This window comes from Bacteroides sp. 14(A), from assembly GCF_000526555.1.
GTDB classification, from domain to species: domain Bacteria; phylum Bacteroidota; class Bacteroidia; order Bacteroidales; family Bacteroidaceae; genus Bacteroides; species Bacteroides cellulosilyticus.
Map to the genome: position 1 here is coordinate 616594 of NZ_JAGH01000004.1, position 15127 is coordinate 631720.

The 15127-nt window shown below is 42.8% G+C and carries 7 protein-coding genes; all 7 read left to right on the top strand.

Translation table 11 applies throughout. From position 1 onward, the window contains the following. Nucleotides 1-7 precede the first annotated feature (7 nt). The 7 genes from K429_RS0121520 to K429_RS0121550 all read left to right on the top strand — a co-directional run bounded on the left by K429_RS0121520 (nt 8) and on the right by K429_RS0121550 (nt 13948). On the top strand, nt 8-2641 hold the full coding sequence (locus tag K429_RS0121520; protein ID WP_029327996.1) for a glycoside hydrolase family 2: 2634 nt from the start codon (nt 8-10) through the stop codon (nt 2639-2641). An 82-nt stretch (nt 2642-2723) separates the two neighbouring features. Next, on the top strand, nt 2724-7148 hold the full coding sequence (locus tag K429_RS0121525) for a two-component regulator propeller domain-containing protein (RefSeq protein ID WP_029327997.1): 4425 nt from the start codon (nt 2724-2726) through the stop codon (nt 7146-7148). A gap of 58 nt (nt 7149-7206) precedes the next feature. Then, nucleotides 7207-8889 carry a polysaccharide lyase gene (locus K429_RS0121530; protein ID WP_029327998.1) on the top strand — a complete coding sequence of 561 codons (1683 nt, stop codon included), beginning with the start codon at nt 7207-7209 and terminating at the stop codon, nt 8887-8889. Between the two features lie 30 nt (nt 8890-8919). After that, nucleotides 8920-12015 (top strand): DUF6298 domain-containing protein, encoded by a 3096-nt coding sequence (locus K429_RS0121535; RefSeq protein WP_029327999.1) that lies wholly within the window; start codon nt 8920-8922, stop codon nt 12013-12015. 176 nt (nt 12016-12191) lie between these two features. After that, nucleotides 12192-12743 (top strand): RNA polymerase sigma factor, encoded by a 552-nt coding sequence (locus tag K429_RS0121540; protein ID WP_007212231.1) that lies wholly within the window; start codon nt 12192-12194, stop codon nt 12741-12743. Between the two features lie 84 nt (nt 12744-12827). Beyond that, nucleotides 12828-13061 carry a hypothetical protein gene (locus K429_RS0121545; RefSeq protein ID WP_007212232.1) on the top strand — a complete coding sequence of 78 codons (234 nt, stop codon included), beginning with the start codon at nt 12828-12830 and terminating at the stop codon, nt 13059-13061. Beyond that, on the top strand, nt 13058-13948 hold the full coding sequence (locus K429_RS0121550; RefSeq protein WP_007212233.1) for a sugar phosphate isomerase/epimerase: 891 nt from the start codon (nt 13058-13060) through the stop codon (nt 13946-13948). The genes K429_RS0121545 and K429_RS0121550 overlap by 4 nt, the downstream gene beginning before the upstream one ends. Nucleotides 13949-15127: the final 1179 nt, after the last annotated feature.

Below are 15127 nucleotides of genomic sequence, written 5' to 3' on the forward strand. Positions count from 1 at the left end.
AAGAAATATGAATAAGAACTTGTTTTTAACTTTGTCAGCCTTTTTGTTTTTATTCCCATTATCAGGGAAAGCGACAGGAACTTACCGTCCCGAGACCTCAGTTGCCGGTTTCATTCAGCTTCCCGGAAGCGGACGGCAGGTATATGATTTCAATCCGGGCTGGCGCTTCTTCAAAGGCGACATATCTGGAGCGGAAACAGTGAACTTCGATGATTGTTCATGGGAAGTTGTCTCCACCCCTCACACAGTGGAACTAATGCCTGCTGAGGCCAGTGGATGCCGGAACTATCAGGGACCTGTCTGGTATCGCAAGCATTTCGTCGTTCCCGCAGAGACTAAAGGTCAACGGGTATCCATCCATTTTGAAGCTGCGATGGGGAAACAAATTCTTTATCTGAACGGAAAACGTATTCAGGAGCATATAGGCGGTTATCTGCCTTTCACACTGGACTTGACAACCTATGGAGTGCAAGCCGGAGACTCCTGCCTGCTTGCTGTTTTTGTAGATAACAGCGATGATAAATCCTATCCTCCGGGTAAGCGTCAGTATACCTTGGATTTCACCTATCATGGAGGCATCTATCGGGATGTATGGATGATTGCCAAATCCCCTATATCCATTACTGATGCCATCGAATCGCAGACAGTTGCCGGAGGTGGTGTGTTTGTTCACTTCGATCAGATCAGTGAAAAGAGTGCGCAAGTCTGTGTCAATACGGAAGTACAGAATGAAAATACCCGTTCTGAATCTGTGATTGTAGAGACGACACTGACAGATGCTGACGGCAAAATAATCAGGCGCATATCCGGTAAACTCTCCTTGCAATCGGGAGAGAAGAAAATAATCCGTCAGCAAATGGAAGTGAAGAATCCGAAGCTATGGTCGCCGGATACACCTTATTTATATAGAGTACAGTCTCGCCTTAAAAAAGGCAATCAGTCCATAGATGGCGGAATCACCCGTGTCGGAATTCGTCTGGCGGAATTCCGTGGTAAAGATGGCTTTTGGCTGAATGGCAAACTTTTCGGTCAGTTGGTGGGAGCCAACCGTCATCAGGATTTCGCTTATGTGGGCAATGCCTTACCAAACTCCCAGCAATGGCGTGATGCCAAGCGTTTACGTGATGCAGGATGCACTATTATCCGTACAGCCCATTATCCGCAGGACCCGTCTTTCATGGATGCATGTGACGAACTTGGCCTATTTGTAATTGTCGCTACGCCGGGGTGGCAATATTGGAACAAAGATCTGCAATTTGGAGAGCTTGTCCATCGGAATACACGTGAAATGATCCGTCGTGACCGCAATCATCCTTCTGTTTTGATGTGGGAACCTATCTTGAATGAAACCCGTTACCCGCTTGATTTCGCTTTGAAGGCTCTTGATATTACCAAAGAAGAATATCCGTATCCGGGGCGTCCGGTAGCTGCTGCTGATGTACATTCGGCAGGAGTAAAAGAACATTATGATGTGGTTTATGGTTGGCCCGGTGATGATGAAAAGGAAGACAGGCCGGAGCAATGTATCTTCACTCGTGAGTTCGGGGAGAATGTGGATGACTGGTATGCCCACAATAATGATAACCGTGCAAGCCGCAGCTGGGGAGAACATCCGTTGCTGGTGCAGGCACTTTCTCTGGCTAAGAGTTATGATGAGATGTATCGCACTACGGGCCTGTTTATCGGTGGTGCCCAGTGGCATCCGTTCGATCACCAACGAGGGTATCACCCTGACCCATATTGGGGAGGTATTTATGATGCTTTTCGTCAGAAAAAATATGCATACGAGATGTTCCGCAGTCAGTCTTCAGCCAGTCTGCGGCATCCTTTGGCTGAGTGTGGACCCATGGTTTTCGTTGCTCATGAAATGTCGCAGTTCTCTGATAAAGATGTAGTGGTTTTCAGTAATTGTGATTCTGTCAGACTTTCTGTCTATGATGGAACAAAGACATGGACGAAGCCGGTGGTTCATGCCAAAGGTCATCTGCCGAATGCCCCTGTTGTTTTTGAAAATGTATGGGATTTCTGGGAAGCTCGCAGTTATAGTTATACTCAGAAGAATTGGCAAAAAGTGAATATGATTGTAGAAGGCATTATAAATGGGAAAGTAGTATGCACTCAGAAGAAGATGCCTTCACGGCGTTCCACTAAATTGAGGCTATATGCGGATACAGGGAATGTGAATCTGGTGGCGGATGGTTCTGATTTCATTGTAGTGGTGGCTGAGGTGACTGATGACAATGAAAATGTGAGACGCCTGGCTAAAGAGAATATCGTCTTTACCGTAGAAGGGGAAGGAGATATTATTGGCGATGCTACTATTGGTGCGAATCCCCGTGCAGTGGAGTTCGGTTCTGCCCCTGTACTGATTCGTTCTACCAGAAAAGCCGGAAAGATCAAAGTGAAAGCCCGTGTGCTATTTGAGGGTACACAAGCTCCGACGGCTGCGGAGCTGGAGTTCGAAAGTGTTCCTGCAGAATTTCCTTTTTGTTATGAGGAGCGGGAAATAGCTTCTGCGGCTGTGAGAACAAGGTTACAAAAAGATACAACTGACAAGAAAATACAGTTGACGGAAGAAGAACGCCAAAAGGTGTTGGATGAGGTAGAGCGTCAGCAGACGGAGTTCGGAACAAAAGAATAATCTAAAATAAGGGAGTGATAATTTTAGTCACTGTTAGAAAAAGCTTATCTTTGGATACATTTTATATCAACTGTTGTTATAAATGAAGAAACGATCTATTCTAATACTATTTCTATCGGTGATAGGGCTTACAAGCTTTGCCTATCCCAGCATGATTGTGGAACATTACACGGCCGAACGAGGGTTACCTAATAATATTGTAAACTGTACTTTAAAAGGTAGCGAAGGCTTTGTCTGGTTCGGCACTTGGTATGGCTTATGTAGTTTTGACGGCACTAAGTTTCGTTCGTACGATAATCGTGACGGATTCTATTCGGCTGATATTCCTCCACGTAAGATTCAGCGTATCATAGAAGATAAAAATGGTTTTCTTTGGATCAAGACCATTGATCGCAAACTTTATCTGTTTGATAAGAAGCATGAAAGTTTTCATGCGGTTTATGACGATGTGAAGGAATACTCTGAAAATATTCAGATTATCAAGATTCAGACAACTGCGGATGGGGATGTCCTATTGCTGACCAAGGATAAGAGTCTGCTTCGTGCGCATACTGATAAAGAGGGCAAAATTACAATGAAGCAATTGCACGATTCACGCCCTAATATCAATCACTACGATATGCGTTTGAAGCATAATGTGTTATGCGAGACTTCCGAATTTATCAATTGGGTGGGTATGGATTATCAGATACTTTCGTTAAGGAAAGGAGCGGGGTTGAAAGATAAGCCTGCCGATTTCATTCAGAAGAAGATAGCCGGTAGCCCCGACCAGTTCACCTGTGCATCTTATAACTCCAGATGCTTATGGTTAGGTGACCGGAACGGACATATTTATAGTATTGATCCGGAAAATGGAGTGGTCAATCGTTATGAAATACCGGGAATAGATCAGTCGGTCGTAAATTTGCTGGTAACAGAGACAGGGTTGGTCTATATTACTACAGGTGAAGGAGTATATGAATATAATATCGGTTATAAGCAATTGACAAAGTTGCCGCTTTCCATCGACGGGAGAGAAACAGGAACTATATTTATAGACAAATATGATAAAATTTGGTTTCAGGAAGGTAATAATGCATTGGTATACTATGATCCTTTAAATAAAGCCAATCGCCGCTTTACATTTCCTAAACAGAATTCCATAGGAAATTTTGAAATGCAAGATGCCGGTGAACAGGGTATGTTTTTTCTGACTCCGGGTGGAGAGATTCTTTTGTTCGACCGGGAGAAACTGGAGATGGTTCGTCTGAATCAATCAAAGCCTTTCGTTGATGATGCTCCCGGACAACTGTTTTTTCATCTATTGCTGGACAAAGACGAGATTCTCTGGTTGGCTTCTACAGATAATGGGGTGTACAGGGTTAACTTTCCCAAGAAGCAGTTCCAAGTACTTAAAGAAGTGTCACCGGTGCCGGTTGGTGATGAAAAACCTAATTCCTGGAATCAGGGGATACGCGCTCTGTATCAGGCAAAGAATGGCGATATCTGGGCAGGAACCCGTTGGCAGGCCCTTTATCGCCTTGATAGTAATGGACAGGTAAAGCAGGTTTTCTCGGAAAAGAATTATCTGGTGGGAGCTGTATATCATATCATGGAAGATAAAGATGGGAATCTTTGGTTCTCTACCAAAGGCAATGGTCTTGTGAAGGCTGAACCGGATATGAATTCTCCTCAAGGGTTACGCTTCGTACGTTATAAAAATGATCCTAAGAATCCGAATTCAATCAGTAGTAATGATGTGTATTTCACTTATCAGGATAGCCAGGGGCGTATTTGGGTTGGTTTGTTAGGTGGTGGTTTGAATCTGATCAGTGAAGCGAACGGGACAATTGCCTTCAAGCATAAGTATAATGGTTTGAAGCAATATCCGCTTTATGGGCTTTATATGGAAGTGCGTACAATGACGGAGGATAATGACGGACGTATCTGGGTAGGAACAATGGATGGTCTGATGTCTTTTGATGGTCATTTCACCAATCCCGAAGAGATTCAATTTGAAACTTACCGCCAGGTGAGTGAACGTTCGAATGTTGCTGACAATGATATTTATGTATTGTACAAAGATTCCGAATCACAAATCTGGGTAAGCGTATTTGGGGGAGGATTGAATAAACTGGTACACTATGATAAAGAAAGGCGGGTACCTGTCTTTAAATCTTACGGCATCCGTGAAGGTATGAATAATGATGTAGTAAAATCAATAGTAGAAGATAAAGACGGAAATCTCTGGTTTACTACAGAAATAGGATTGTCTTGTTTCAATAAAGACACCGAACAGTTCCGTAATTACGACAGGTACGATGGATTCCTGAATGTTGAGTTGGAAGAAAGCAGCGCGCTCCGTACTTTGAGTGGTGACTTATGGCTTGGTTCCAGGCAAGGTATTCTCACATTTTCACCTAATAAACTGGAAACGCAGAATATGAACTATGATACGCGCATAGTCGACTTCAAAATCTCCAATCGTGATTTGCGTAGTTTTCATGAAGATCCTGTATTGAAAGAATCGATTACATTTGCCGATGCAATCAGGTTAAAGTATAATCAGTCTATGTTTACCATTGAATTTGCTGCGTTGAACTTCTATAATCCCAATCGTGTGTTTTATCGATATATCCTTGAAGGATACGAAAAGGAGTGGCATTACAATGGCAAAAACCGTATTGCTTCTTACACGAATGTGCCGCCTGGATCCTATACTTTCCGGGTGGAAACAATAGATGAAGCCAATCCGGAGCTCGTTTCCAATCGTACATTGGCCATCACTATTCTTCCGCCCTGGTGGTTAAGTTGGTGGGCTATTGTGATTTATGTAGTCTTGGGTATTATAGCCCTTTATTTCAGTTTGCGTCTGGCTTTCTTTATGATTAAAATGAAGAATGACATCTACATCGAACAGAAGGTTTCGGAAATGAAGATCAAGTTCTTTACAAATATTTCTCATGAACTACGTACTCCTCTGACTTTAATAAAAGGTCCGATACAGGAATTGAGAGAGCATGAGACACTTTCACCAAAAGGTGTGCAATATGTGGAACTAATGGAGAAGAACACTAACCAGATGTTACAACTTGTCAATCAGATACTTGATTTCCGAAAGATACAGAATGGAAAGATGCGTTTGCATGTGTCGTTGATTGATTTTAATGAGTTGGTAGTCTCTTTCCAAAAGGAATTCCGTGTTCTTTCCGAAGAAAATGAAGTTAGCTTTACTTTCCAGTTACCGGATGCGGCTATTATGATATGGGCGGATAAGGAGAAGCTGAGTATTGTTATTCGGAACATCATATCCAATGCCTTCAAGTTTACCCCTTCCGGTGGCAGCATCCATGTAGTTGCCGGACTGACAGAAGATGGGGAACACTGTTTCCTGAGAGTGGAAGATAACGGGATCGGAATCCCCCAGAATAAGCTGACCGAGGTTTTTGAACGCTTCTCGCAAGGAGAGAATGCCAAAAACTCGTATTATCAGGGCACGGGTATCGGGCTGGCACTTTCCAAAGAAATCGTTAATCTGCATCATGGAGTGATTCGTGCTGAAAGCCCTGAAGGAAAGGGAACCGTGTTTATTGTAGAACTATTGCTCGGAAAGGAACATTATCGCATTTCGGAAGTCGATTTTTATGTCAGTGACACTGAAACAGCTCCTGCCGGAGATGTGTCTTCTACTGATATCATGGCAGAAGAAGATTCCGAAGAACAGACGGAAATAGATGCTTCTTTGCCGAATCTTTTATTGGTGGAAGACAATAAAGACCTCTGTCAGCTGATAAAACTGCAATTAGAAGACAAGTTTAATATTCATATAGCCAATAATGGAGTAGATGGATTAAAGAAAGTCCACCTGTATCATCCCGATATCGTGGTCACCGATCAGATGATGCCTGAAATGGATGGTTTGGAGATGTTGCAGTCTATTCGTAAAGATTTCCAGATCAGTCATATTCCGGTTATCATCCTGACCGCAAAGAATGATGAAGGCGCCAAGACGAAAGCAATCACTTTGGGAGCCAATGCTTACATAACGAAGCCTTTTAGCAAGGAATATCTGTTGGCACGCATTGATCAGTTGCTATCTGAGCGGCTGCTCTTCCGGGAACGGATTCGCCTGCAAATGGAGAATCAAAAAACAACGGAGGAAGATAGTTATGAGCAATATCTTGTGAAGAAGGATGTGCAGTTCCTTGAAAAGATACATCAGGTGATTGAGGAGAACATGGACGACAGCGATTTTAATATCGATACTATAGCTTCTGGAATAGGATTAAGCCGCTCGGCATTCTTTAAGAAATTGAAGAGCCTTACCGGACTGGCACCTGTCGACCTGGTTAAAGAGATTCGTTTGAATAAGTCTGTCGAATTGATTAAGAACACAGACTTGAGTATCTCGGAGATTGCCTTTGCCGTCGGATTTAAAGACTCGGGTTATTATAGCAAGTGCTTCCGGAAGAAATATAACCAGACTCCCCGCGAATATATGAGTGAATGGCGGAAAGGAGAGAAATAACCGATTACAAAATGTTTTCTTAACCGTCTTCTTAGAAAACCTATTAAGATTCGAAAGAATGAACAACATTAAGAAAGTATTATCAGTATGGATGCTGGCTACGTGCGTATTACCGGTGGCAGCACAGTATCCTGTCATTCCCGACTCGGTGAAAGCGAGAGCGGCAAAACAAGAAGCGGAGTTCGACCGGAAATCAGATGCGGCATGGAAGAAAGCCCTTCCGGTTGTTATGGAAGAAGCACAAAAAGGACGTCCTTATAAGCCGTGGGCTTCCAAACCGGAAGATTTGGTGAAAAGTAATATTCCGGCTTTTCCCGGTGCGGAAGGCGGAGGCATGTATACTCCCGGTGGGCGTGGTGGCAAAGTGATTGTGGTTACTTCTTTGGAAGACTCAGGGCCCGGAACTTTGCGTGAGGCTTGTGAAACAGGAGGTGCTCGTGTCATTGTGTTTAATGTTTCCGGAGTTATCCGTTTGAAGGCACCTATCAGCCTGCGTGCTCCTTATGTCACAATTGCCGGACAGACCGCTCCGGGAGATGGTATCTGTGTTACCGGACATTCTTTTCTGGTTGATACGCATGATGTCATAATTAGGCATATGCGCTTCCGCCGTGGTGCGCAGGATGTAGCTTTCCGTGATGATGCGTTGGGAGGAAATGCTGTAGGGAATATCATTATAGACCACTGTTCGGCCAGTTGGGGATTGGATGAGAATATGTCTATCTACCGCCATGTGTATAACCGGGGAGCGGATGGACATGGACTGAAATTGCCGACTGTAAATATCACGATTCAGAATTCAATATTTTCGGAAGCATTGGATGCCTACAATCATGCTTTCGGGGCAACAATCGGTGGGCATAACAGTATGTTTTGCCGGAATCTTTTTGCTTCAAATATCAGTCGTAACAGCTCGGTAGGTATGGACGGAGACTTTAACTTTGTCAATAATGTTGTTTTCAACTGGTGGAATCGCTCTATTGACGGTGGTGATAATAAGAGTTTCTATAACATTATAAATAACTATTTCAAGCCCGGACCTATCACACCATTGGATAAACCAATATCTTATCGTATTCTGAAGCCGGAAGCCGGACGTGACAAAAGTCAGCCGATGTCCTTTGGTAAGGCTTATGTAAATGGAAATATCGTCCATGGAAATGCAAAGGTTACAAAAGACAACTGGGATGGTGGTGTACAACTAGCCAATGAAGTGGATGCCGGAAAATTTATTCCGCAGATAAGGGTAGATGAGCCTTTCAAAACATCTCCTGTAACTATAATGGATGCTCAAAAGGCTTATAATTTCGTGTTAAGTAATGTGGGAGCGACTTTTCCGAAACGGGATGCTGTTGATACGAGAGTTATCAAAACAGTGAAGACTGGGAAAGCCATTTATGTGAAAGACGCTCCGGAATTCATTTCTCCTTATGTGAAAAGACGTTTGCCTGCAGACTCTTATAAACAAGGTATCATTACGGACATCCGTCAGGTAGGCGGATTGCCCGAGTACAAAGGAGAGCCTATTGTAGACTCCGATGGTGACGGTATGCCTGATGCGTGGGAAATAGCTAACGGATTGAACCCGAATGATCCGAGTGATGCCGTGAAGGATTGCAATGGAGATGGTTACACTAATATTGAGAAATACGTCAACGGTATGGATACGAAGAAGAAAGTGGACTGGACGGATTTGAAGAACAACTACGATACATTATCCAAACGGAAAAGTCTGCTATAAAAGTATGTGTAGAAAATAAAGTTTATTGTAATGAATATGCAATTGAGAACAATCCTTCTGGGATTATTGAGTATAGGGTTTGTGCAGGGATATGCGCAAACCTTTGCTTTACAGGTTAAGAATGAAGGAATTACTTACCTGAATGATGAACGGGGAAACCGGATACTTGATTTCTCCTATTGCGGCTACCATGCTTCTGGTCAGGATATTCCTTCTGTTGGCAATGCAGTGTTTGTACCCTGGAAGGCGGGTGATAATACTGCGCGAATCCAGCGTGCCATTGACTATGTAGCGTCATTGACTCCCAATACTTCCGGTTTCCGTGGAGCCGTATTGCTGGATCGTGGAGAATTCAGCTTATCCGGGGAACTTCGTATTTCCGCGTCCGGCATTGTTCTGCGTGGTATGGATAGAGAAAAAACTATTCTGCTAAAGAAAGGTGTAGACAGAGGAGCACTTATTTATATGGAAGGAATAGATAATTTGAATGCAAAAGATACCTTGCAGGTTCTTTCAGCTTATGTCCCTGTGAATGAAAGGACATTACAAGTTGCCTCGGGCACTTCTTTAAAGAAAGGAGATCGGATAATGGTGACTCGCCCTTCCGGTAAGGAGTGGATTACCGCTTTAGGGTGTGATATCTTTGGAGGAGGCATCGGTGCTTTAGGATGGAAGGCGGGTGATATGGACCTGACATGGGATCGGACAATCAGCGAAGTAAACGGTAATCAGATTACTCTGGATGCACCATTGACGGTAGCATTGGATACTCAATATGGGACTTCTTCTCTCATTCTTTATCAATGGAACGGTCGCATTCAGGAGTGTGGAATTGAAAATATGACATTGGTCTCCGATTATGACAGGCGTTATTCCAAAGATGAAGACCATTGCTGGACAGGTATTTCTATCGGAGAGGCGGAGAACTGTTGGGTGAGACAAGTGAGTTTCAGACATTTTTCAGGTAGTGCGGTTATTGTCCAGCGCACCGGATCAAGAATTACGGTTGAGGACTGTATTTCCCGGGAACCGGTATCTGAAATAGGAGGAATGCGCCGTTGTACTTTCCATACATTGGGACAGCAGACTTTGTTTCAGCGTTGTTATTCTGAGCAGGGCATTCATGACTTTGCTGCCGGATATTGTGCTGCCGGGCCCAATGCCTTTGTGCAATGCGATTCGTATGAATCGTTGGGATTCAGCGGATCTATTGATTCTTGGGCGTGCGGATTGCTGTTTGATGTGGTTAATATCGACGGTCATAATCTTACATTTAAGAATCTGGGACAAGATAAGAATGGAGCAGGTTGGAATACGGCGAATAGTTTGTTCTGGCAATGTACAGCCGCTGAGATAGAGTGTTATACTCCGGCAAAAGAGGCGAAAAACCGCGCGTATGGGTGTTGGGCACAGTTCTCCGGCGACGGTGAATGGGCGGAATCGAATAATCATGTGCAACCTCGTAGCATCTTTTATGCCCAGTTGGAAGAGCGTTTGCAGAAGAAATGTGCTGAGCGTGCCCGTATTCTGCCTAGAAATACAAGTGCAACGAGCAGTCCTACTGTAGAGGTGGCGATGGAACTTGCCAAAGAAGCTTATGAGCCACGTCTGACGTTGGAACATTGGATTGAGGAGAGGGAATTTGCTCCTTCGGTGTCAGTTGCCGGTTTGAAATCTATTGAGGATATTAAAGAGAAAAAGACAATTCAGGGCGAAACGCGAGACTTACCGGAAATGGTTATTGCAAATGGGCGTGTTCAAATGGATGGGGCCTTGTTGGTGGGAAAAAGCCGCACTACTCCTTGGTGGAATGGTAAGCTCAGAACCAACTATTTGAAGAAAGCAAGTCCGGCAATTACCCGCTTTGTTCCCGGTCGTGAGGGGCTGGGACTGACAGACCGTATAGATTCAGTCGTCAACTTTATGAAGCGGAATAATATACTCGTATTTGACCAGAATTATGGACTTTGGTATGATCGTCGCCGGGATGACCATGAACGCATCCGTCGGCGCGATGGAGATGTATGGGGCCCCTTTTATGAACAACCTTTCGGACGTAGCGGTCAAGGCATTGCCTGGGAAGGCTTGAGTAAATATGATCTGAACCGTCCCAATGCATGGTATTGGGCACGTCTGAAAGAATTTGCGGAAAAGGGTAGTAGAGAAGGATTGCTCTTGTTCCATGAGAACTATTTCCAGCATAATATTTTGGAAGCCGGTGCACATTGGGTGGACTGTCCTTGGAGAAGCAGTAATAATATTAATGAAACGGACTTCCCGGAACCTGTTCCTTTTGCAGGCGATAAACGCATTTTTGTTGCGGATATGTTTTATGATATCAATCATCCTGTGCGACGTGAGCTGCATAGACGATACATTCGTCAGTGCTTGGACAACTTTGCCGATAATCCGAATGTGATTCAATTGACCAGTGCAGAGTTTACCGGTCCTCTGCATTTTGTACAGTTCTGGTTGGATGTAATAGCTGAATGGGAGGTGGAAACCGGTAAGAAGGCTAAAGTCGCTTTAAGTACAACGAAAGATGTGCAGGATGCTATTCTTGCTGATCCAAAGCGGGCAGCTGTAGTAGATATTATTGATATCCGATATTGGCATTATAAAACAGATGGCATTTTTGCTCCGGAAGGGGGAAAGAATATGGCTCCCCGACAACATATGCGCAAGATGAAAGTCGGGAAAGTTACTTTTACTGAAGCGTATAAAGCGGTAAATGAATATCGACGTAAGTTTCCGGAGAAAGCAGTCACTTTCTATGCACAGAATTATCCGGCTATGGGATGGGCTGTTTTCATGGCTGGTGGTTCTTGTCCGGTAATTCCTTGCAAAGATAAGGCGTTTCTGAAAGATGCTGCAGTGATGGAAGTAGAAGAAACTGACTCTGAGGATTATAAGAAAATGGTAAAATTTGGTATCGGAAGTATCATTTATTCCAATTCGGGGGTAGAGGTGCCTGTGCAATTGTCATCCGGGAAATACATTTTAAGATATATTCATCCTAATTCGGGAGAAATGGAAGTGATTAGTAAATCATTGAAGATTAACAATGTATATACTCTGAAAGTGCCTGATGGAAAAGAAGGTGTTTATTGGTTCCATAGATTATAGAACAGAAAATCCCGTTGAATGACCTTCAACGGGATTTTCTCTTTTTGCTGGTAATATCTAATAAAAAAGTGTTATAAAACATAGTACTTGTTTTTTCAATCCACAGATCAGATTTTACCTAGAGTTTGGGTTGATTCCCCATAGCTTTGCAACATCAAAATAACTGAATTAATGCTATGATGGAACAGACTAATAATTCAACCGAAACTTTACTTGCTTCTTTTCAAGCAGGAAATATGGCTGCTTTTTCTCAGCTGTATGATTTGCACGTACGTATTCTTTTTAATTATGGTTTGAAGTTGACCCTTGATAAGGAGTTGCTGAAAGATTGTATTCATGATATTTTCGTGAAACTTTATGTGAAGAAGGATGAATTAGGGACTATTGATAATTTGAAATCCTATTTATTCATTTCATTGAAGAATAAACTTTGTGATGAGCTTCGCAGGCGTATGTATATGTCCGACACGGCCGTAGAAGAGGTGAATGCGATATCATCTATGGATGTGGAAGAAGATTATGTGGAGGAGGAACAGCAGAAGAATGATTTCTCATTGGTGAAACATTTATTGGGGCAGTTATCTCCCCGTCAGCGCGAAGCGCTTACATTATATTATATAGAAGAAAGGAAATATGAAGATATTTGTGAGATAATGGATATGAATTACCAGTCTGTACGTAACTTGATGCACCGGGGATTGACGAAGTTGCGTGCTCTGGTGAGTTAATTTAGGTAAAAGGGTTTTCCGATTGAGTACAGGTTCAGGGTAACAGCGTCCTATCTTTGTAAACGTTTAAAATAGGATGCAAATATGGTTTCTAAGGTAAGGGATTTTTTGATGGATGAAGGTTTCATTGAATATGTACTGGGTGTATCTCCGGAGTTGGTTTCTCAATGGGAGGCTTATTTCCGGGTACACCCGGAAGACATAAGAGATGCAGAAGAGGCTAAAGCAGTTCTATTAGCTCCGCCCGACGTTGCCTGCGGCTTTTCAATGAATGAGTATAATGATTTGAAGGATAGGATTATTAGTAGTATCAGATGAAAAGGAATTTATTAGGATACATGCTCTGCGTGTTCATACTGTTGGAGTGCTTTCCACAATTGGCTATTGCTGCTCCCGAACAGGAAGGGGAGCGCTATAAGGTTGCCATATGCGACTGGATGATTCTGAAGCGTCAGAAAATTGGCTCGTTTCAGCTGGTACATGAATTGAACGGAGATGGAGTAGAACTGGATATGGGTTCTTTGGGTAAAAGGGAGAACTTCGATAATAAGTTGCGTGATCCTCATTTTCAACAATTGTTTCGTGAAACGGCACGGAAATTCAAACTGGAAGTTCCTTCTGTCGCTATGTCCGGTTTCTATGGTCAGTCTTTTCTGGACCGAGCTAATTATCAGGAATTGGTAAGGGAATGTCTGGATGCAATGAAAGTAATGAATGCCAAAGTTGCTTTTCTTCCTTTAGGGGGTATAAAGGCAGGCTGGGAGCAGGAACCGGAACTTCGGACGAGAGTTGTGAAGCGTTTGAAAGAGGTAGGAGATATGGCTGCTTCCGAAGGTTTGGTTATAGGGATTGAAACCCAACTGGATGCTAAAGGAGATGTGAGGTTATTGAAAGAGATAGATTCCCCGGGCATTAAAATCTATTTTAAATTTCAGAATGTATTGGAAAACGGACGTGATCTGTGCAAGGAGCTCAAGATTCTGGGGAAGAAGAGAATCTGCCAGATTCATTGTACGGATACGGACGGAGTAACTCTTCCTTTTAACGAACGTTTGGATATAAAGAAGGTTAAAAATACGCTCGACAAAATGGGATGGAGTGGATGGCTGGTAGTAGAACGCTCACGGGATAAGGATGATGTGCATAATGTGAGAAAGAACTATGGGACGAATGTCAGATATTTGAAGGAAGTGTTTCAGAAATAAATGAAATAATAGCAGTCTAATAAAGTAGACACTGAAGATGTAAAAGCGCTTTCTTTTACTCAGAAAAATATCTCTCAATTTCCTACATCCTACACCGGAGACCTTTTTCTTTTGATTATCAAATAGATATACGGTGTAGGAAGTGGTGTAGGATGGTGTAGGTTAATTTCATCCTACACCCAAGAATAGGTATTTGAGACGTGCTTTTAATTACAATAGACTAATAATCAGACTATCAACATTGTTTTTGCCCACCTTGCGCAAATCCCTGTAAAACCATCTCTTTTACAAGAAAACAGAGGGTATCTCTGCGTTATCCTTCAAAAGACTCCTGATTTCTTTCATAATGTCAGCCTGCGAAAGGAAGCTGAACATCCTATCGCGAGATCTGTAGATCCCACGCGTCAGATCTGTAGATCTCACAATAAAATGCTTAGGAACAATAAGAAGGATAGGAAGAAGGTGGTACGAAAACTACGCTTTGCTTTATTGTTTTTGTTCTTTTGCCCGTAGCAAAACTTCGTCCTACAGTTGCGGGCTCTATGTTTTCCATATGTGGGCTATGTAGCCCGCAATTGCAGGCCGGACAGCCCTCAACCGGAAAACAAGGTTTTGCTTATAGCATAATGACAATAACATTAAGGCTTTAAAGGAAAAAGGAAGGGGCATATCAAGTTTTTCCTCTATAATTCGGCCTTCTCTATAATCTCATTATAGAGAAGGCTCCCTTAATTCCTGACGAAATGATAACTCTTTTAACCCTTTTGATAAATAATTCAGGCTAAAAAAGAGGTATTCGCGTGAATTCGGTGCAGGATGAAACTTTCCTACACCACTTCCTACAGCATCTATCTGTTTGATAATCAAACAAAAAAAACGATATCGGGTGTAGGATGTAGGAAATACTGATGAAAACTCGAACTCAGGAGTTTTCCTTCTTCGATTATCCTTCATGAAAGACTGGTGACGAAATCCCAGAGAATCAAGAATCAGCCGGACTATATTCAGATAACTTTTTAACGGATATGAAATATTTGTTCTTATGGAAACTGTATCAAGTTGTTTTTTTAACGTTACTTGATAACTTTTACTCATAGCCATACTGAAATGCTCCAATTCCGCCAATGAGTAGCTCTTTTTTACATAAATAGCAATCAAATGCGCAAGTATATGCAGAGA